Source organism: Bradyrhizobium sp. USDA 4541 (assembly GCF_024171085.1).
GTDB classification, from domain to species: domain Bacteria; phylum Pseudomonadota; class Alphaproteobacteria; order Rhizobiales; family Xanthobacteraceae; genus Bradyrhizobium; species Bradyrhizobium australafricanum.
Genome location: NZ_JALJZF010000001.1, coordinates 1,734,162 through 1,752,482, shown reverse-complemented (window position 1 = coordinate 1,752,482; position 18,321 = coordinate 1,734,162). Strand labels below are relative to the sequence as shown.

General features: G+C 64.9%; 16 protein-coding genes. 8 read left to right on the top strand and 8 right to left on the bottom strand.

What is annotated here, in order from left to right; all coding sequences use genetic code 11:
- Positions 1–237: 237 nt before the first annotated feature.
- The 4 genes from J2R80_RS08235 (at position 238) to J2R80_RS08220 (ending at position 5,313) form a co-directional block, all read left to right on the top strand.
- The gene (locus J2R80_RS08235) at positions 238–723 is read left to right on the top strand and encodes a (2Fe-2S)-binding protein (RefSeq protein WP_028335209.1); all 486 of its coding nucleotides are present in this window, start codon (positions 238–240) and stop codon (positions 721–723) included.
- A gap of 90 nt (positions 724–813) precedes the next feature.
- Entirely contained in the window at positions 814–3,153 is a 2,340-nt protein-coding gene (locus J2R80_RS08230) for a xanthine dehydrogenase family protein molybdopterin-binding subunit (protein WP_253638352.1), read from the top strand.
- Between the two features lie 13 nt (positions 3,154–3,166).
- A complete protein-coding gene (locus J2R80_RS08225; RefSeq protein ID WP_057021118.1) occupies positions 3,167–3,967 on the top strand; it encodes a xanthine dehydrogenase family protein subunit M in 801 nt (266 codons plus the stop codon).
- Positions 3,968–4,200: 233 nt separating this feature from the next.
- A complete protein-coding gene (locus tag J2R80_RS08220) occupies positions 4,201–5,313 on the top strand; it encodes a CaiB/BaiF CoA-transferase family protein (RefSeq protein ID WP_076834780.1) in 1,113 nt (370 codons plus the stop codon).
- 201 nt (positions 5,314–5,514) lie between these two features.
- On the opposite strand, the gene hppD is transcribed toward J2R80_RS08220, so the two are convergent.
- Positions 5,515–6,633 carry a 4-hydroxyphenylpyruvate dioxygenase gene (gene hppD / locus J2R80_RS08215; protein WP_076834778.1) on the bottom strand — a complete coding sequence of 373 codons (1,119 nt, stop codon included), beginning with the start codon at positions 6,631–6,633 and terminating at the stop codon, positions 5,515–5,517.
- Between the two features lie 123 nt (positions 6,634–6,756).
- On the opposite strand from hppD, the gene J2R80_RS08210 reads away from it, so the two are divergent.
- Both J2R80_RS08210 and J2R80_RS08205 read left to right on the top strand, forming a co-directional pair.
- The gene (locus J2R80_RS08210) at positions 6,757–7,233 is read left to right on the top strand and encodes an Lrp/AsnC family transcriptional regulator (RefSeq protein WP_038385738.1); all 477 of its coding nucleotides are present in this window, start codon (positions 6,757–6,759) and stop codon (positions 7,231–7,233) included.
- Positions 7,234–7,314: 81 nt separating this feature from the next.
- Positions 7,315–7,626: a DUF1272 domain-containing protein gene (locus J2R80_RS08205; protein WP_028335203.1), complete on the top strand. Its 312-nt coding sequence runs from the start codon at positions 7,315–7,317 to the stop codon at positions 7,624–7,626.
- Between the two features lie 99 nt (positions 7,627–7,725).
- Here the strand turns inward: J2R80_RS08205 and fahA are convergent, their stop codons facing one another.
- The 5 genes from fahA to J2R80_RS08180 all read right to left on the bottom strand — a co-directional run bounded on the left by fahA (position 7,726) and on the right by J2R80_RS08180 (position 13,506).
- Positions 7,726–8,997, bottom strand: a complete 1,272-nt coding sequence (gene fahA, locus J2R80_RS08200) for a fumarylacetoacetase (RefSeq protein WP_076834776.1) — start codon at positions 8,995–8,997, stop codon at positions 7,726–7,728.
- Between the two features lie 109 nt (positions 8,998–9,106).
- Positions 9,107–10,453: a homogentisate 1,2-dioxygenase gene (gene hmgA, locus J2R80_RS08195; protein WP_057021113.1), complete on the bottom strand. Its 1,347-nt coding sequence runs from the start codon at positions 10,451–10,453 to the stop codon at positions 9,107–9,109.
- A gap of 2 nt (positions 10,454–10,455) precedes the next feature.
- Positions 10,456–11,409 (bottom strand): MBL fold metallo-hydrolase, encoded by a 954-nt coding sequence (locus tag J2R80_RS08190; RefSeq protein ID WP_057021112.1) that lies wholly within the window; start codon positions 11,407–11,409, stop codon positions 10,456–10,458.
- 231 nt (positions 11,410–11,640) lie between these two features.
- Entirely contained in the window at positions 11,641–11,868 is a 228-nt protein-coding gene (locus J2R80_RS08185; RefSeq protein ID WP_225643236.1) for a DUF2783 domain-containing protein, read from the bottom strand.
- Positions 11,869–11,877: 9 nt separating this feature from the next.
- Positions 11,878–13,506, bottom strand: coding sequence for an FAD-dependent oxidoreductase (locus J2R80_RS08180; RefSeq protein WP_253638351.1), 1,629 nt, complete (start codon positions 13,504–13,506; stop codon positions 11,878–11,880).
- A gap of 169 nt (positions 13,507–13,675) precedes the next feature.
- On the opposite strand from J2R80_RS08180, the gene J2R80_RS08175 reads away from it, so the two are divergent.
- Positions 13,676–14,236: a MarR family winged helix-turn-helix transcriptional regulator gene (locus J2R80_RS08175; protein ID WP_375162564.1), complete on the top strand. Its 561-nt coding sequence runs from the start codon at positions 13,676–13,678 to the stop codon at positions 14,234–14,236.
- Between the two features lie 263 nt (positions 14,237–14,499).
- On the opposite strand, the gene J2R80_RS08170 is transcribed toward J2R80_RS08175, so the two are convergent.
- Complete coding sequence (locus J2R80_RS08170) at positions 14,500–15,486, bottom strand: NAD(P)-dependent oxidoreductase (protein ID WP_309143801.1); 987 nt, start codon at positions 15,484–15,486, stop codon at positions 14,500–14,502.
- The gene (locus J2R80_RS08165) at positions 15,455–16,261 is read right to left on the bottom strand and encodes an N-acyl homoserine lactonase family protein (protein ID WP_253638350.1); all 807 of its coding nucleotides are present in this window, start codon (positions 16,259–16,261) and stop codon (positions 15,455–15,457) included. The genes J2R80_RS08170 and J2R80_RS08165 overlap by 32 nt, the downstream gene beginning before the upstream one ends.
- A gap of 387 nt (positions 16,262–16,648) precedes the next feature.
- Between J2R80_RS08165 and J2R80_RS08160 the strand changes: the two genes are divergently transcribed.
- Positions 16,649–18,208, top strand: coding sequence for a caspase family protein (locus J2R80_RS08160; RefSeq protein WP_253638349.1), 1,560 nt, complete (start codon positions 16,649–16,651; stop codon positions 18,206–18,208).
- Positions 18,209–18,321 lie beyond the last annotated feature (113 nt).

The following is an 18,321-nucleotide window of genomic DNA, read 5'->3' as shown; positions in this document are numbered from 1 at the left end:
TTGGCGTGCGGCGAGCACCGTCAGTTTGCCGAAAACCGCTTGCGCTGCCGGGCAATTTCGTCGCGCTGGAGTGCGCCGCAGGCTGCTTGCAAATTGCCCATTGAACGGCCGCCTGCTAGGATCGCAGGCACTGCCCGGCGCCTTCATGACAGGGCCGCGACTACGACTTTGATCGCGGTTACGACCCACATGAAGCGTGGTCTACTGGGCCCATAACGAAGCTATTGGGAGAAACGCGTGTCTACAGTCAAACTGACGGTAAACGGCAAGGCGGTCTCGGTCGACGTTGAGGACCGAACCCTCCTCGTGCACCTCTTGCGCGAAAACCTGAACCTCACCGGCACCCATGTCGGCTGCGATACCAGCCAATGCGGCGCCTGCGTCGTCCATGTCGATGGACGGGCGGTCAAATCCTGCACCATGCTGGCCGGCCAGGCCGCGGGCTGCAACGTCACCACGATCGAAGGCCTCGCCAAAGGCGACGAGCTGCACCCGATGCAGGCGGCGTTCCGCGACAATCACGGCCTGCAGTGCGGCTATTGCACCCCCGGCATGATCATGTCCGCTGTCGACATCGTGCACCGCCATGGTGGCAAGCTCGATGAGGAAACGGTTCGCCACGAGCTCGAGGGCAATATCTGCCGCTGCACCGGCTACCACAACATCGTCAAGGCGGTGCTCGACGCAGCCGGCCGCATGAAGGTTGCGCAGGCCGCCGAATAGCGCGCCACGCACCGCACACGATCAAGCTCACCACCGCCGGTCTCGATGGAAACGGCGGCAAATCGAATCTCCGGTCGGGAGGACTAGACAATGGGTGTTGAAGGAATTGGCGCACGTGTCGTGCGCAAGGAAGATCGCCGGTTCATCACCGGACAAGGACGTTACGTCGACGACGTCAAAATGGTCGGCATGAGCTACGCTCACTTCATCCGCAGCCCGCATGCCCATGCCAAGGTCAAGGGCATCGATTCCGCCGAGGCCATGAAGATGCCCGGCGTGATCGCGGTGCTGACCGGGCAGCAGATCGTCGACGACAAGGTCGGCAATTTGATCTGCGGCTGGGCCATCACCTCGAAGGACGGCTCACCGATGAAAATGGGCGCGTGGCCGGCGATGGCGCCGGAGACCGTGCGCTTTGTCGGGCAGGCCGTCGCGGTCGTGATCGCCGAGACCAAGAACCAGGCCAGGGACGCCGCCGAAGCGGTCGTCGTCGATTACGAAGAACTTCCCGCGGTGCCTGACATCAAGGCCGCGATCAAGCCGGGCGCCGCGCAGCTTCATCCCGAAGCTCCCGGCAACATCGTATATGACTGGCATCTCGGCGACGAAGCCGCGGTCAAGGATGCCTTCAGCAAGGCGGCCAATGTGGTGACGCTCGACCTCACCAATAACCGCCTGGTGCCGAACGCGATGGAGCCGCGCGCGGCGATCGCGCATTACGACCAGGCCGAAGAGCACTACACGCTCTACACGACGTCGCAGAACCCGCACGTCGCCCGCCTCGTGCTGTCGGCGTTCTACAACATCGCGCCCGAGCACAAGCTGCGCGTGATCGCGCCCGACGTCGGCGGCGGCTTCGGCTCCAAGATCTACATCTATCCCGAAGAGATGGTGGCGCTGTGGGCCTCGAAGAAGGTGGGCCGCCCGGTGAAGTGGACCGGCGACCGTTCGGAAGCCTTCCTCACCGACGCGCATGGCCGCGACCATGTCTCGAAGGCGGAGTTGGCGTTCGACAAGGACAACAAGATCCTTGGCCTGCGGGTGAAGACCCACGCCAATTTCGGCGCCTATATGTCGCTGTTCTCCTCGGCCGTCCCGACCTATCTCTACGCGACGCTGCTGTCGGGCCAGTACGTGATTCCGGCGATCTATGCCGAGGTGATCGGCGTCTACACCAACACCACGCCGGTCGACGCCTACCGCGGCGCCGGCCGCCCCGAGGCCAGTTTTCTGATCGAGCGCATGATGGAGACGGCGGCGCGGCAGTTGAAGGTCGATCCGACCGAGCTGCGCAAGAAGAACTTCATCACCCAGTTCCCGCATCAGACGCCTGTGATCATGGCGTATGATATTGGTGACTTCCACGCTTCGATCGATGCCGCGATGAAGGCGATCGACTATGCCGGCTTCCCGGCCCGCAAGGCCAAGGCCAAAGCCGACGGCAAGCTGCGCGGCATCGGTATCTCCTGCTACATCGAGGCCTGCGGCATCGCGCCGTCGAAGGCGGTCGGCAGTCTCGGCGCCGGCGTCGGCCTGTGGGAGTCGGCTGAGATCCGCGTCAACCCGGTCGGCACCATCGAGGTGCTCACCGGTTCGCACAGCCACGGCCAGGGCCACGAAACGACGTTCTGCCAGATCATCGCGGAGCGGCTCGGCGTGCCGATCAGCCAGGTCTCGATCGTCCATGGCGACACCGACAAGGTGCAGTTCGGCATGGGTACCTACGGCTCGCGCTCGCTCGCGGTCGGCGGTACGGCGATCGTGAAGGCGATGGAGAAGGTCGAGGCCAAGGCCAAGAAGATCGCGGCGCATGCGCTCGAGGCGTCCGAGAGCGACATCGTGATCGAGAACGGCGAGTTCAAGGTCACCGGCACCGACAAGTCGATCGCGCTGCCGATGGTCGCGCTCGCCGCCTACACCGCGCATAATTTGCCTGATGGCATGGAGCCTGGCCTGAAGGAGACGGCGTTCTACGACCCGACCAACTTCACCTTCCCGGCCGGTGCCTATATCTGCGAACTCGAGGTCGATCCCGGCACCGGCAAGACCTCCTTCGTCAACTTCGTCGCAGCCGACGATTTCGGCCGGCTGATCAACCCGATGATCGTCGAGGGCCAGGTCCATGGCGGCCTTGCGCAGGGCATCGGCCAGGCACTGCTCGAAGGTGTGGTCTATGACGGCACCGGTCAGCTCATGACCGCGTCCTTCATGGACTACACCATGCCGCGGGCCGACGACCTGCCCTCGTTCCAGCTCTCCCACACCACGACGCTGTGTCCGGGCAACCCGCTCGGCGTCAAGGGCTGCGGCGAAGCCGGCGCGATCGGCGCCTCGGCTGCCGTGATCAACGCGATCACGGACGCGATCGGCAACAACAAGCTGGAAATGCCGGCGACGCCCGATCGCGTCTGGCACGCCATTCACGGTTGAGGGAGGAAGAGCCATGTACGAGACAAATTATCACCGCGCTTCCTCGGTCGCTGACGCCGCCGCAACCTTCGCCAAAGGCGCGGAATCAAAATTCCTCGCCGGCGGACAGACCCTGCTGCCCGTGATGAAGCAGCGGCTCGCCGCGCCTTCCGACGTGATCGACCTCTCCAAGGTGCAGGAGATGATCGGCATCGAGGTGTCGGGCGACACCGTCACCATCAAGGCCGCGACTCCGCATTACGATGTGGCGCAAAGTGATGCGGTGCAGAAGGCGATCCCGGCGCTCGCCAATCTGGCGTCGCTGATCGGCGATCCCGCCGTGCGCTATCGCGGTACGATCGGCGGCTCGCTCGCCAACAACGACCCGGCGGCGGATTATCCGGCGGCGGTGCTGGCGCTCGGCGCGACGGTCAAGACCAACAAGCGGTCGATCGCGGCGGATGATTTCTTCAAGGGCCTGTTCACGACGGCGCTCGAGGATGGCGAGATCATCACCGCGGTGTCGTTTCCGGTCCCGGCCAAGGCGGGCTACGCGAAGTTTCCGAACCCGGCCTCGCGCTTCGCGCTGACCGGCGTGTTCGTCACCAAGACCAAGTCGGGTGACGTCCGCGCCACCGCCACTGGCGCATCGCAGAGCGGCGTCATGCGGGTGGCGCCGATCGAGCAGGCGCTGAAGGCGAACTGGGCGGCCTCGGCGCTCGACAGCGTCAATATCCCGGCGAGCGGCTTGCTCGCTGACATCCACGGCTCGGCCGACTACCGCGCCAACTTGATCAAGGTGATGGGACAGCGGGCGGTCGCGGCCGCGGGCTGATAGCGCCTAAACACAAGTCCAGAACGGCGCGCAGCGATGCGCGCCGTTCGCGTTTTTACCGGCGGCACAGGACAAAAGGTGCTTGCCACATCCGGCTTTAGGCGAGACAATTTAGCTAATCAGCTAATTAAAAATACCGTCCCACGGACGGCTGGGAGAACGCATGAAGTTCGGCACCAAGCCAGCCGTGACATCTCAGCCGCCTAGCGCCCCGCAACCAACGGAAGAACAACGTGCTCGATAAACCTGCCTCCCAGACTGCCGCCCGCACCTCGGGCCCGCTCGCCGGCTTCCGCATCGTCGAATTCGCCGGCATCGGTCCCGGCCCGTTCGCCTGCATGCTGCTCGCCGACATGGGCGCCGAGGTCATCACGCTCGATCGGGTCGGCGCCGGCAAGAATCTGAAGGCGGTCGCAACCCGCGGCCGCAAGGTCATCGAGCTCGACCTCAAGAACAAGGCGGCGATTGCTGAAGTGCTCGACCTGCTCGGCCACGCCGACGCGCTGATCGAGGGCTTTCGTCCCGGCGTGATGGAGCGCCTCGGCCTCGGCCCGGATGTCGTGCTCGCGCGCAATCCAAGACTGGTCTATGGCCGCATGACCGGCTGGGGCCAGGAAGGCCCGCTGGCGAATGCCGCCGGCCATGACATCAACTACATCTCGATCACGGGCGCGCTGGCTGCGATCGGCACCAAGGAGAAGCCGGTGCCGCCGCTCAACCTGGTCGGCGATTTCGGCGGCGGCGCGCTCTACCTCGTGGTCGGCGTGCTCGCCGCGCTGCTGGAAGCGCAGAAGTCCGGCAAGGGCCAGGTGGTCGATACCGCGATGTGCGACGGCGCGGCCTCGCTGATGTCGATGTTCTACGACATGGCCGCGCAGGGCCGCTGGAGCGGCGGCCGCGACCAGAATTTCCTGGACGGCGGCGCGCATTTCTACGGCGTCTACGAATGCTCCTGCGGCAACTTCATCTCGATCGGCTCGATCGAGCCGCAATTCTACGCGCTGCTGCGCAAGCATGCCGACCTGACCGACGCCGACTTCGACGCGCAGATGGACCGCAAGGCCTGGCCGGCGCTGAAGGAGAAGCTGACCCGGGTGTTCAAGAGCAAATCGCGCGCGGACTGGTGCCAGATCATGGAAGGCACCGACATCTGCTTCGCGCCGATTCTGACCATGGAGGAAGCGCCCAAGCATCCGCACATGGCCGCGCGCCAGGTGTTCGTCGAACGCCACGGCGTCACCCAGCCTGCCCCCGCGCCGCGCTTCTCGCGCACGCCGTCCGCGATCCGCGAGCCGGAGCTGGCGAATATCGGGGATGTGACGGCGGCTTGGAAAGCAGCGAAGTAAATCTCGTTGTCGTCCCGGCCAAGCGAAGCGCGAGCCGGGACCCATAACCACGACACGCGGTTGTGGCGCGCGGCTTTTTCCGCGGGACTACTACCCGGCACACGCGATAGATTCCGCGGTATGGGTCCCGGCTCCCGTGCGCAATTGCGCACGAGGCCGGGACGACACCCTTTGCTGTGCGCTGGCGCGGCGCGCCATGGCTCACGCCGCGTGATCGACCTTCAGCACGCCGCGGCGGATCTGGTCTTCCTCGATCGATTCGAACAGCGCCTTGAAGTTGCCTTCGCCGAAGCCGTCGTCGCCCTTGCGCTGGATGAACTCGAAGAAGATCGGCCCGATCGCGTTGGCCGAGAAGATCTGCAGCAACACCTTGGTCTGGCCGCCGTCGACCACGCCCTCGCCGTCGATCAGGATGCCGTTGGTCCTGAGCCGGGCGACGTCCTCGCCATGCTTGGGCAGGCGGGCGTCGATCCGCTCGAAATAGGTATCGGGCGGCGACGGCATGAACGGCAGGCCGTCGGCGCGCAACCTCTCGACCGTCGCGTGGATATCGCGCGCGCCGCAGGCGATGTGCTGGATGCCCTCGCCGCGGTAGACGTTGAGATATTCCTCGATCTGACCGGAATCGCCGGCGTCCTCGTTGATCGGAATCCGGATCTTGCCGTCCGGACTGGTCAGCGCACGGGAGAACAGGCCGGATGCGCGGCCCTCGATGTCGAAGAAACGGATCTGACGGAAGTTGAACAGTTTTGCATAGAAGCCGGTCCAGACATCCATCCGGCCGCGATGGACGTTATGGGTGAGGTGATCGATGTAATAAAGCCCCGACCCGGCCGGGCGCGGGTTGACGGCCCCGAGCCACTCGAACTCGGCATCATAGGCCGAACCCTTGGCGCCGTAGCGGTCGACGAAATAAAGCAGGCTGCCGCCGATGCCCTTGATCGCGGGCACATCGAGCGTCTTCGCCGCGGGCGCGACATCCGCCGGCTCCGCGCCGAGCGCGAGCGCGCGTTCATAGGCTTGCTTGGCGTCGACGACGCGGAATGCCATCGACGGCGCGCAGGGACCGTGCGCGGCGACGAAGTTGAAGCCGTGGCTGCCCGGCTCCTCATTGACGAGATAGTTGATGTCGCCCTGGCGATAGACCGTGATCTGCTTGGTCCGGTGGCGGGCGACCGCGACGAAGCCCATCAGCTTGAAAAGCGCGTGCAGCTCCGCCGGATTCGGATGGGCATATTCGACGAACTCGAAGCCGTCGGTGCCCATCGGGTTCTCAGTGCTGATTTCGGCCGGCGGCGCATCGTGCGGAAACGGACCCATGGCGGCAACTCCCTGACTTGTCTGGGGATCAGTTTCCGTCATTTGCTGCACAACGTGCGTGCAAAATCGGTCCCATTTTGCTAGCCTTGCGCACGATCCGTGCACGAAATGGACACTTGACGCATGCCTGAAGTGGACGCCTTCGACCTGAAAATGCTCGCCGCCCTGCAGGACGACGGCCGGCTGACCAACCAGCAGCTGGCCGACCTCGTCGGGCTGTCGGCATCGCAATGTTCGCGGCGGCGGATGCGGCTGGAGGAGGAGAAGGTCATCGCCGGCTACCATGCCGAGCTCGCCGGCGAGGCGCTCGGCTTCGGCCTGATCGCCTTCATCCACATCACGCTGGCGACCCACTCGCCCGACAACGCCAAGCGGTTTCGCGAGTTGGTCAACCGGGTCGACGATATCCAGGAGGCCTATGCGCTGACCGGGGATGCCGACTACGTGCTCAAGGTGATGCTGCGCGACCTCAAGAGCCTGTCCGACATCGTCAACAACGTGCTGATGCCGCACCAGAGCGTGGCCCATGTGCGCTCCTCGATCGTGCTCGACCGCCTGAAGGAGAGCACCAGGCTGCCGCTGAAGTCGCTACAGGCGTGATGGCTCGAATCGAGGGAAATCCGCCATTCGCTTTTGCGGCACCACTTGCGATCATTCCGGCAACGGCAAGAGAGACGAACCATGGCGCTGCAGCTGCGACCGAACTGCGAATATTGCGACAAGGACCTGCCACCCAGCGCCACCGACGCGCGGATCTGCTCCTATGAATGCACGTTCTGTGCGGATTGCGCCGAGACCAGGCTCGGCAATGTCTGCCCGAACTGCGGCGGCGGCTTTGCGCCGCGGCCGATCCGCCCGGCCAAGCCGTGGCGGCCGGGTGTCTGCACGGTCAACCAGCCGCCGTCGGACAAGCGGGTGCATTTGAAATACAGCCTCGAGGACGTCGCGGCGAATACGGCGCGCTTGAGGGATGTCAGGCCCGAGGAACGGTAGCTGGCCCACCCGTCATTCCGGGATGGTCCGAAGGACCATACCCGGAATCTCGAGATTCCGGGCTCGATGCTACGCATCGCCCCGGAATGACAACGCGACCTACTCCGTCGCGACGATCGTGCCTTCGACCTCGCCGAAGCCGACGCGATAGCCGTCGCCCTGGCACCAGCCGCGCATCACGAGCGAATCGCCGTCCTCCAGGAACGACCGCGTCACGCCGCTGGCAAGTTCGACCGGCTCGGTGCCGTTCCAGCTGATTTCCAGGAGACTGCCGCGCTGGTGCTTCTCGGGGCCGGAGATCGTGCCGCTGCCGAGGAGATCGCCGACATTCATCGCGCAGCCGCTCGAGGCATGGTGCACGAGCTGCTGCACCGACGACCAGTACATGTATTTGAAGTTGGTGCTGCAGATTGTCTTCGCCTCGTTCATTGCACCGGCGCGCAGCGCGACGTCGAGCTGCATGTCGTAATTGTTCGGCTGGGTCTGCTTGAGATACGCCAGCGGCTCCGGCTGCTGCGCCGGGCCCTGCATGCGGAACGGCTCGAGCGCCTCGCGCGTCACCACCCACGGGCTGATCGAGGTCGCGAACGCCTTGGCCTGGAACGGGCCGAGCGGCACATACTCCCACTGCTGGATGTCGCGCGCGCTCCAGTCGTTGAGGATGACGAAGCCGAAGATCATCTCCTCGGCCTGCTTCTCCGTCAGCATCTCGCCCATCGGCGAGGCCTGGCCGACGACCACGCCCATCTCGAGCTCGAAGTCGAGCCGCTTGCAGGCGCCGAAGCTCGGCACCTCAGCGGTCGGCGGCTTCAGCTGGCCGCGGGGGCGGCGCACTTTGCTGCCCGACACGACCACCGTCGAGGCGCGGCCGTTGTAGCCGATCGGCATATGCAGCCAGTTCGGCTGCAGCGCATTGTCCTTGCCGCGGAACATGACGCCGACATTGGTGGCGTGCTCCTTCGACGAGTAGAAATCGGTGTAGCCGGAGACCGCGAACGGCATGTGCAGCCTGACGTCGGCCATCGGCACCAGCGCCCGCGCCCGCAGTTCCCTGTTGTCGCGCAGCTCCGGATGATCCGAGCGGAGCAGCTCGCTGATCCGCGCCCGCGTCGCCGACCACACTTTCGGCCCGAGCGCCATGAAGGCGTTGAGCGACGGCTGCGAGAACACGCCGAGCGGCCCGACATCGAGCCGCGAGTCCTGCTCGAGCTCCCACAGGTCGAGCACATAATCGCCGATCGCAACACCGACGCGCGGCGCAAGGCCATCCTTCGACGAGAACACACCATAGGGCAGGTTCTGGATCGGGAAGTCGGAGGTCGGGGCGACGTCGATGAAGGAGCGGAGCTTTGGGTCGTTGGGGTGGGTCACTGATTCCTCCAATCAAGAAGCTGTCATGCCCGGGCTTGACCCGGGCATCCATCTTCGGAAAGCGCGATGGATCGCCGGGTCAAGCCCGGCGATGACGAGGGACACAAACTCACGGCTTGTTCGGGTCGAACTTCTTCTCCAAGCCCTTCCAGCAATCCGAGTAATCGTCCTGCAGCGTCGACGATTTCGCCGCATGTTCGGTCACGCGCTGCGGGAACCGGGTCTCGAACATGAAGGCCATCGTGCCGGTCAGCTTGACCGGCTTCAGCTCGCTGTTGCTGGCGTGCTCGAAGGCTTCGCGGTCGGGACCGTGCGGCAACATGCAATTGTGCAAACTGATGCCGCCCGGCACAAAGCCCTGCGGCTTGGCGTCGTAGACGCCGTAGATCAGCCCCATGAACTCCGACATGATGTTCATGTGGTACCACGGCGGACGGAAGGTGTTGTCGGCCACCATCCAGCGCTCCGGGAAGATCACGAAGTCGATATTCGCGGTGCCCGCGGTCTCCGACGGCGAGGTCAGCACCGTGAAGATCGAGGGATCGGGATGATCGAAGGCGATCGCGCCGACCGGCGAGAAGGTACGCAGATCGTATTTGTAGGGCGCGTAATTGCCGTGCCAGGCGACCACGTCGATCGGCGAATGCGGCAGCGTGGTCTTGAACAGCGAGCCGCCCCATTTGACGTAGAGCTCGGTCGGGGTGTCCTTGTCCTCGTAGCTCGCGACCGGCGTCAGGAAGTCGCGTGAATTGGCGAGGCAGTTGGCGCCGATCGGGCCGCGCTCCGGCAGCGTGAACGCGCCGCCGTAATTCTCGCAGAGATAGCCGCGCGCCGGGCCGCCGGGAATTTCGACGCGGAATTTGACGCCGCGCGGGATCACCACGATCTCGCCCGGCTCGGCATCGATCCGGCCGAACTCGGTGACGAAACGCAGATTGCCCTGCTGCAGCACGAACATCATCTCGCCATCGGCATTGTAGAAATGCTGATCGACCATCGATTTGGTGATGAGATAGATGTGTGCGGCCATGCCGGCCTGGGTGTTGGCATCACCCGCCGTGGTCATGGTCTGCACGCCCTGCAGGAAGGTCATGTCCTCCTTCGGGATCGGCGCGGGGTCCCAGCGCAACTGTGCGATCGGCATGTCGTATTCGTGGCACGGCGCGGTGCGCCACAGCCCGCTATCTGCCTTGGCGAAGCGGCCGGAGTGCCGCACCGACGGGCGGATGCGATAGAGCCACGAGCGCTCGTTGGTGCCGCGTGGCGCCGTGAACGGCGAGCCGGACAATTGCTCGGCATAAAGCCCATAGGCGCAGCGCTGCGGCGAATTGCGCCCCATCGGCAGCGCGCCGGGCAAGGCCTCGGTCTCAAAGCTGTTGCCGAAGCCGGACATGTAGCCCGGGGTGACTTGCCCTGAGCTGCGGACGATCTGATCAGGCGAGGTATTGATGTTCATCGCTATCCTCCTTGCAGGGCGGCCCACATTTCCTGGTCGCGCTTGTCGGTCCAGATCACGGGATCGTCGATCCCCGACGCCTCGTCATAGGCGCGCGAAACGTTGAACGGCAGGCAGTGCTCGTAGATCGCAAACTTCGAGAACTTCGGATCCATCACCTCGCGCGTCGCCGCCATCGATTCCTTCAGGCTGCGGCCCTTGGCGACCGACGATTCGGCAGCGCCGTAGAGCGTGGTGACGAAATCGCGGGTCATCGCGATCGCATCGCGCCCGGTGGCGAGCCCCTTCAGCGCATCGCCGCGGCCCGGCGCGATCGCCTTCGGATTGAAGGCGCGGATCTCGTTCAAGGTCGTCGGCCATTCGCGCAAATGCGCATCGCCACAATAGCACGCCGAGTGATATTCGATCAGATCGCCGGAGAACATCACCTCGGCATCCGGCACCCAGGCGACGATGTCGCCCGAGGTATGGCCGGCGCCGAGCTGCATCAGCCGCACCTCGCGCTTGCCGAGATAGATCGACATCTCGCCTTCGAAGGTCAGCGTCGGCCAGGTCAGGCCGGGAATGCTTGCCGCATCCTGGAACAGGCGCGGGAAGCGGCCATATTCGGAATCCCAATCCTGCTGGCCGCGCTCCTCGATCAGGCGATAGGTCTCCTGCGAGGCGACGATGCCTTGCGCGTGATAGGCGGAGGCGCCGAGCACGCGCACCGCATGATAGTGCGACAGCACGACATATTTGATCGGCTTGTCGGTGACGGTCTTGACCCGCTCGATCACCTTGTTCGCCATCGCCGGCGTCGCCTGCGCGTCGAACACCAGACAGCCGTCGTCGCCGACGATCACGGCGGTGTTGGGATCGCCCTCGGCGGTGAAGGCATAGAGGTCGGTGCCGATCTCGGAGAAGGTGACCTTCTTCTCCGAAAGATCCGTGGTCGATGCGAAACCTTTGGCCATCAGTTCAATCCTGTCCGTTCAAGAGCATTCGCCCCCTCTCCCCGTTCTTACGGGGAGAGGGTTGGGGTGAGGGGCTGTCTCCGCATACACGGCGACAGATGTGTCTGCGGAAGCTCCCCCTCACCCGGACCGCATCTGACGATGCGTTCCGACCTCTCCTCGCAAGCGGGGCGAGGTGAGGCGGAGGCTGCTGCGCGACTTGATAAAGATCCATCCTGATTCAGCTCGTAACTATTGCTGTTGCTGTTGTTGCTGCTGGCTGGCGTCCAGCATCCGCCGCTTCGCCAGCGCGATCGCCTCGCGCAGCACGTCGAGATCACCGATATGGTTGGCGAGCACCAGAACCAGCGCAGCATCGAGATCGGCGCTCTGCGCCTCGGTGAGGCCGCGATGGGCCTCGACGATGGCGCGGAAGGCGTCGTCGGGCTTTGCGAAATTCGAACCGGTCGACAGCGCCATGACTGCTCCTCAGTTCAGGCCGGCTGCGCGCGCCAGCGCCGCATCAAGTGCCGGCCGCGCCGCGTTGCGGAAGCGTGCCGCGACATAGCCGTCCGGCCGCAGCAGATAGGCGGTGCCGGGCTCGGCATCGTAGCGCTTGCCGGCAAGGCCCTGCGCGTCGACCAGCCCATCCTCGCCGCCGACTCGGATGCTGCCGACGCCATCGGGCACATCGGCAGCCGCGCCATTGCCAAACTCCAGCAGCGTGAAGCGCGTTCCCTGTCTGATGAAAACATCGGTCAGATAGGTGGAACCTCCGCCCTGCTCCGTCACCGGAGCATCCGGCATCGAGGCGCCGGGCCGCGGGCCGCCGCGCCAATCATCGCGATCGCCGCTCGACAGCGGCGTATCGTAGACCGACGGCACCGACAGCCGCCCGCCATTGACCATGCGCTTGCCGAACTCGGTATCCTTGGCGAGCGACAGCACCGCCTGGCGCAGCCGCGCCTCCTGCCGTGTCACCGGCGCCATGAAGTCGGTCGAGCGGGTCGACTCGCGGATGTTCTCGTCCGCAGCCGCGCTGCGCTCGATGTGATAGCTCTCCAGCAAGCCCTCCGGCGACAGCCGGCGCAGCACGCGGTCGAGCTTCCACGCCAAATTCTCGGCGTCCTCGAGCCCGGAATTGGCGCCGCGCGCGCCGAACGGCGAGACCTGATGGGCGGAATCCCCGGCAAAGATCACCCGGCCGTGGATGAACTTGGCCATCCGGCGACACTGGAACTTGTAGAGCGAGATCCATTCGAACTCGAACTTGTCATGGCCGAGCATGCGCTCGATCCGCGGCCGGACATTCTCGGGCTGCTTCTCGGCCACCGGATCGGCATCCGGGTTGAGCTGCAGATCGATCCGCCAGATGTCGTCCGGCTGCTTGTGCAGCAGCGCCGAGCGTCCGGCATGGAACGGCGGATCGAACCAGAACCAGCGCTCGGTCGGGAACGCCGCCGTCATCTTGACGTCGGCGATCAGGAACTGGTCCTCGAACACCTGGCCCGCGAACTCCGCGCCGACCATCTGCCGCAGCGAGGAACGAGCACCATCGCAGGCGACCACGAAGGTCGCGTGCACCTGGTAGGAGCCGTCAGGGGTTGCGATGGTCAGCGCAACGCCATCGTTGCGGCTCTCCAGCGCGATCACCTTGTTGCGCCAGCGCAGGTCGATTTCAGGCAGTTGCCCGACCCGGTCGACCAGATAGGCCTCGGCGTAGAACTGCTGCAGGTTGATGAAGGCGGGCCGCTTGTGGCCTTCCTCGGGAAGCAAATTGAACTGGTAGAGCTGCGAGGCGCCGTGGAAGATCTTGCCGACGCTCCACACCACGCCTTTCTCGACCATGCGGTCGCCGACGCCGAGGCGATCCCAGAACTCAAGCGAGCGCTTCGAGAAGCAGATCGCGCGCGAGCCTTCGCCGATCCGGTCGGCATCGTCGAGCAGCACCACGCGCTGGCCGCGCTGCGCGAGATCGATCGCGAGCGACAATCCCACCGGCCCGGCGCCGACCACGACGACGGGATGCTCCGCGACATTGGCGCCCGAGCGCTCCTGGTCGGGATGACGGCGATAGCCGAACTGGGTTTTGGCCTGTGCCGTGTTGGCGTGTGCCATTGCGTGACCCTGGATGTTTCCCTTGCGCCGCGGCCTCTGGCTGCGGTTCTGTGTGACCGGCGTGCGACCGGGACCTTGCGAGCCGGCCGCGACCTTGCTAAATTAGTCTCACTTGCAACTATCTTAAACCCCCAGTCGGGGCTGCCGTCAACTCAAATTGGAGGGATTTTTGGCACGGACCTCTGCAAGCCAGCCTCCAGCCCGGCCGCGCAGTGCCGTGGAAGCGGAGCTGCGCGACACTATCGCGCCGACCAAGAAGCGCCTCGATCTCTTCCATTTCATGCCGTTCCGCCTGAACCGGCTGGCGGCCGAGGTGTCCTCGGCGCTGTCGAGCGAATATCAGGCGCGCTACGGCCTCGACATTCCGGCGTGGCGCGTGCTCGCAACGCTCGGCTTCCGCAGCGATCCCTGCAGCGCGCAGTACATCGCGCACTGCACGCGCACCCATAAATCCACCATCAGCCGCGCGGTGTCGGCGCTGATGGAGCGCGAGATCGTCGAGCGCGTCGAGAACGCCGACGACCGCCGCGAATTCCGCCTGCGACTGACCAAAACGGGCCAGGCGCTCTACGAGGAACTGATCCCGCGCCTGCTGCGCAAGGAACAGGAGATCTTGTCCTGCCTCTCCGCACAGGAACGCCGCGACCTCGGCCGCTTGCTCGGCAAGGTCGAGAACAGCCTCGAACTGGTGCAGACCAGCGAAGAGGCCGACGCCAAGGACGTGTATTAGGCTCACTCAACCCGTCATCCTGAGGAGCGCGCAGCGCGTCTCGAAGGATGCACGGCCCGGCTGGTGGCCGTCGACCCTTCGAGACGCGCGCAAGAGCGCGCTCCTCCAGCGACAAAGGCGAAGCCTTTGCGCGGGGGTGACGGTGATGGAATCTTGTGCGGCTCCTTCCACCGTCATTGCGAGCGAAGCGAAGCAATCCATGCATCCGAGCATGCGGGACGATGGATTGCTTCGTCGCTACGCTCCTCGCAATGACGGTGCCGTTACGCCCTGTCGATATGTGTCGCGATCACCGGAAAATAATTGTCCTTCGATCCCTTGTCGATCGCTTCCTGAAGCACCGTGCCGATCAGCTCCGCGCCGCGGATCTTGATGCCCGCATCGGCGGCGAGCTCCAGCGCGTAGGACAGATCCTTCAGCGCATATTCGGTCGAGAATGCGCGCTCGGGAAACACGCCGGGCACGATCGCCTTCATGCCATGGTTGCGCAGCGCAAAGCTGTCGGCCGAGCCCTTCGACAAGGTTTCCAGCAGCAGCTTCGGATCGACGCCGTTATGCTTCGCCACCGCGACAGCCTCGGCCAGCGCGTTCACGGTCTCGAACAGCACCATGTTGTTGAGGATCTTGGTCACCTGCCCGGCGCCGACGTCACCGCAATTGGTGACATCGGTGGCGAAGCAGCGGATCAAGGGCTCGATCGCGGCATAAAGCGCGGGCACCGCGCCGACCATCACGCTGAGCGTGCCGTCCTGCGCCGCCTGCCGCGTGCGCGCGATCGGTGCGTCGACCCACGCCGCGCCCTTGGCCTGCAACTGCGCGGCGAAATCGCGGGTCTGGCTGACTGAAGACGTGCCGAGATCGACCACGATCTGGCCGCTTCTCGTGTTCTTCAAGATGCCGTCGCCTTCGAACACCGCGCGCACGTGCCTGGCGCTCGGCAAGCAGAGGAACAGCACATCGCTCTGCTTGATGACGTCGGCGACCGACGCGGCAACCTCGGCACCGTCGGCGCGCAACCGCTGCAGCGGTTCGGCCGAGAGGTCGAACACGACAACGCGCTTGCCGCTCTTCTTGACCAGGTTGCGGCAAATCGGCTCACCCATCACGCCGAGGCCGATGAACCCGAGAGTCTTGGTGTCAGTCGTCTTGGTGTCAGTCATATCGCTTCTTTTGACGTTTCTTGACGTGCTGCAGACGTGCCTCGCCCAACCGGCGAGGCTATTTCGCGAACGATCGCGACGGCGCCAGATGCAGCGCGAACGCGTCGACCTTGTCGCTGGCGCGCGGATAGATCTCGCTGACGATCGGATCGTGACCGGGAATGAAACGGTCCGGATGACCGGCGAGCCGCTCGACGGTCTCCCAGCCCTGCGCCATGTCGCCGACATTGTAGACGATCGGGAACGGGCTGCGCTTGTGCAGGTTCGCATAATAATGCGCGGCATCGGACGCCAGCACGACCGGCCCGCGCGCGGTCTCGATGCGCACCACTTGCAGGCCGTCGGAATGGCCGCCGACGCGATGCACGGTGACGCCGGGTGCGATCTCGCCGTCGCCGGAGTGGAAGGTGACGCGCTCGCCATAGACGTGGCGCACCATCTGCGTGACGTGCTCGATGGAGAACGGATGGCGCAGCATGCCGTTGCACATGCAGCGGCCGGTCGCGTAGCTCATCTCGCGTTCCTGCAGATGGAATTTGGCGTTCGGAAAGCGATCCAGATTGCCGGCGTGGTCGTAATGAAGGTGAGTGACGACGACATCCTTGATGCTGTCGGCACTGACGCCGAAGCCGGCCAGCGCGTCGACCGGGTTGAGCGTCAGCTTGCGGGCGCGCGCCTTAGCCTCCTCGGCGTTGAAGCCGGTGTCGACCAGGATGTCGCGGCCATGGCCACGCACCACCCAGACGAAATAATCCAGGTCCTGCGCGGTGGTATCGTGCGGATCGGGCACCAGGAAGTTGAGGTGGGGCGTGCGCGGCGACATCGTCGCATAGCGCAGGGCGTAGATCTCGTAGGCGTTTCCCATCGGTTTCGCTCTTGTTTGCAAGGCCTGTTTGAACGGCTTGTCTTTGAATGGCTTGCCGTCCCGAACACAAAGCCATCGCCTCGCGCAAAGGTCAAACCGTGCGGCGTGCGACGAGCGCATGACAGGGTGGCGACAGCCTTCGTGAGTGCAGGCACGTTATCGGCCCGCAGGAACCAGCACCGTGCCGGATGACGATGGCCGCCATGACCGCATGCTGCTGCACTGCGGTCTGGCTGGTATCACCGCGATAAACGATGCTGCCGCAAGCCGTTGACGGGGGCTTGGCCGTGGTTTGATAATGGATTTTCGCTAGAGTAAGGTTCCCGAGGCGCAGGCTGGAAGCGGCGCCATTTCACTGGAATGCCGCGATCTGGATTTGCTGCGATTATGAAAATCCGCCTTGCCTTGCTCGCCACGCTGATTTTTTCAATCGCGGCGCCCACTTTGTCCTTTGCCGCCGGCGACCGTTTCGCGCTGGTGATCGGCAACGCCAAATATCCCGACGCCGACGCACCGCTGAAGGAGCCGGTCAACGACGCCCGTGACGTCGCCGACGAGCTGAAGCGCGACGGCTTTACCGTCGAGGTCGGGGAGAACCTGACCGGCGACGGCATGCGCCGCGCGTTCGACCGGCTCTACGGCAAGATCAAGCCGGGCTCGGTCGCCCTGATCTTCTTCTCCGGTTACGGCATCCAGTCGAACCGGCAGAGCTACATGATCCCGATCGATGCGCAGATCTGGGCCGAGGCGGACGTACGCCGCGACGGCTTCAGCCTCGAGACCGTGCTCGGGGAAATCAACAGCCGTGGCGCCGGGGTGAAGATCGCCTTGATCGACGCCTCGCGGCGCAACCCGTTCGAGCGGCGCTTCCGCAGCTTTTCGGCAGGGCTCGCCCCGGTGATCGCGCCGAACGGTACATTGGTGATGTATTCGGCCGCGCTGTCGTCCGTCGTCTCCGACAATGGCAACGACCACAGCCTGTTCGTGCGGGAACTCCTGAAGGAGATCCGCACCCCCGACCTGATGGCCGAGGAAACGCTGAACCGCACCCGCGTCGGCGTCACCCGCGCCTCGCGGCAGGAGCAGGTGCCGTGGATCTCGTCGTCACTGGCCGAGGATTTCTCGTTCATTCCGGCCGGCGCAGGCGGGCCGTCGAACGCCGCGCCGGCACCCGCCGCGTCGCCGTCACCCGAGGTGGCAACGGCACCGCCGGTCGCGCCTCCGCCGGCTCCGCCCGCCGCAACGCCGACACCGCCTGCGGCAACCCCGACGCCACCTGCGGCAACAGTGCCGACACCATCACCGGCGCCGCCGACGCCTCCGGTTGCGGCAGCGCCGACTGCACCGCCACCCCAGCCCAAGGCGCCCGAGATCGCCCTGCCGCCGCCCGCCGCTCCGCCGCCGGTGGTGATCCAGCCCACGCCGGCGCCGAGCAATTCGCCCGTGCTCGCCGATGATCCGACGATCAAGAGCCTGAGCGAAAAGCTGGACAAGAATCCCGACGACGCAGCGGCGCTGTATCGCCGCGGCCAGGTCTATGCCAGCAAGGGGGCCTACGACCTCGCGGTGAAGGACTTCACCAATTCGCTGCGGCTGAACCCGAAGGATGTCGAGGCCTATAACAACCGCTGCTGGGTCCGCACCGTGATCGGCGACCTGCAGGCGGCGCTGAAGGACTGCAACGAGGCGCTGCGGCTGCGCCCGAACTTCGTCGATGCGCTCGACAGCCGCGGGCTGATGAACCTGAAGGGCGGGCAGAACAAGAACGCGATCGCCGATTTCGACGCCGCGCTGAAGATCAACCCGCGGCTGACCTCGTCGCTCTATGGGCGCGGGCTCGCCAAGCAGCGCAACGGCGCGGTCGCGGAGGGCGATCTCGACATCGCCAACGCCAAGGCGATGGACCCGAACATCGTCAAGGAATTCGCCGACTACGGCGTGCAGTGACAATGGACGAAGGTCTGCCTGCGGCTCGAACCGCTGACGGAATTGCGCGACTAATCAGAGGGTGCGAGCCGGGCGGCGATGCCGGCAATCAATCTGGATAGTCGTTGGAACCG

Coding starts and splice junctions, on each gene's coding strand:
- J2R80_RS08230 (WP_253638352.1), top strand. CDS start 814: ATGGGTGTTGAAGGAATTGGCGCACGTGTCGTGCGCAAGGAAGATCGC.
- J2R80_RS08225 (WP_057021118.1), top strand. CDS start 3,167: ATGTACGAGACAAATTATCACCGCGCTTCCTCGGTCGCTGACGCCGCC.
- hppD (WP_076834778.1), bottom strand. CDS start 6,633: ATGGGTCCGTTTCCGCACGATGCGCCGCCGGCCGAAATCAGCACTGAG.
- J2R80_RS08210 (WP_038385738.1), top strand. CDS start 6,757: ATGCCTGAAGTGGACGCCTTCGACCTGAAAATGCTCGCCGCCCTGCAG.
- J2R80_RS08205 (WP_028335203.1), top strand. CDS start 7,315: ATGGCGCTGCAGCTGCGACCGAACTGCGAATATTGCGACAAGGACCTG.
- hmgA (WP_057021113.1), bottom strand. CDS start 10,453: ATGAACATCAATACCTCGCCTGATCAGATCGTCCGCAGCTCAGGGCAA.
- J2R80_RS08190 (WP_057021112.1), bottom strand. CDS start 11,409: ATGGCCAAAGGTTTCGCATCGACCACGGATCTTTCGGAGAAGAAGGTC.
- J2R80_RS08185 (WP_225643236.1), bottom strand. CDS start 11,868: ATGGCGCTGTCGACCGGTTCGAATTTCGCAAAGCCCGACGACGCCTTC.
- J2R80_RS08180 (WP_253638351.1), bottom strand. CDS start 13,506: ATGGCACACGCCAACACGGCACAGGCCAAAACCCAGTTCGGCTATCGC.
- J2R80_RS08165 (WP_253638350.1), bottom strand. CDS start 16,261: ATGGGAAACGCCTACGAGATCTACGCCCTGCGCTATGCGACGATGTCG.
- J2R80_RS08160 (WP_253638349.1), top strand. CDS start 16,649: ATGAAAATCCGCCTTGCCTTGCTCGCCACGCTGATTTTTTCAATCGCG.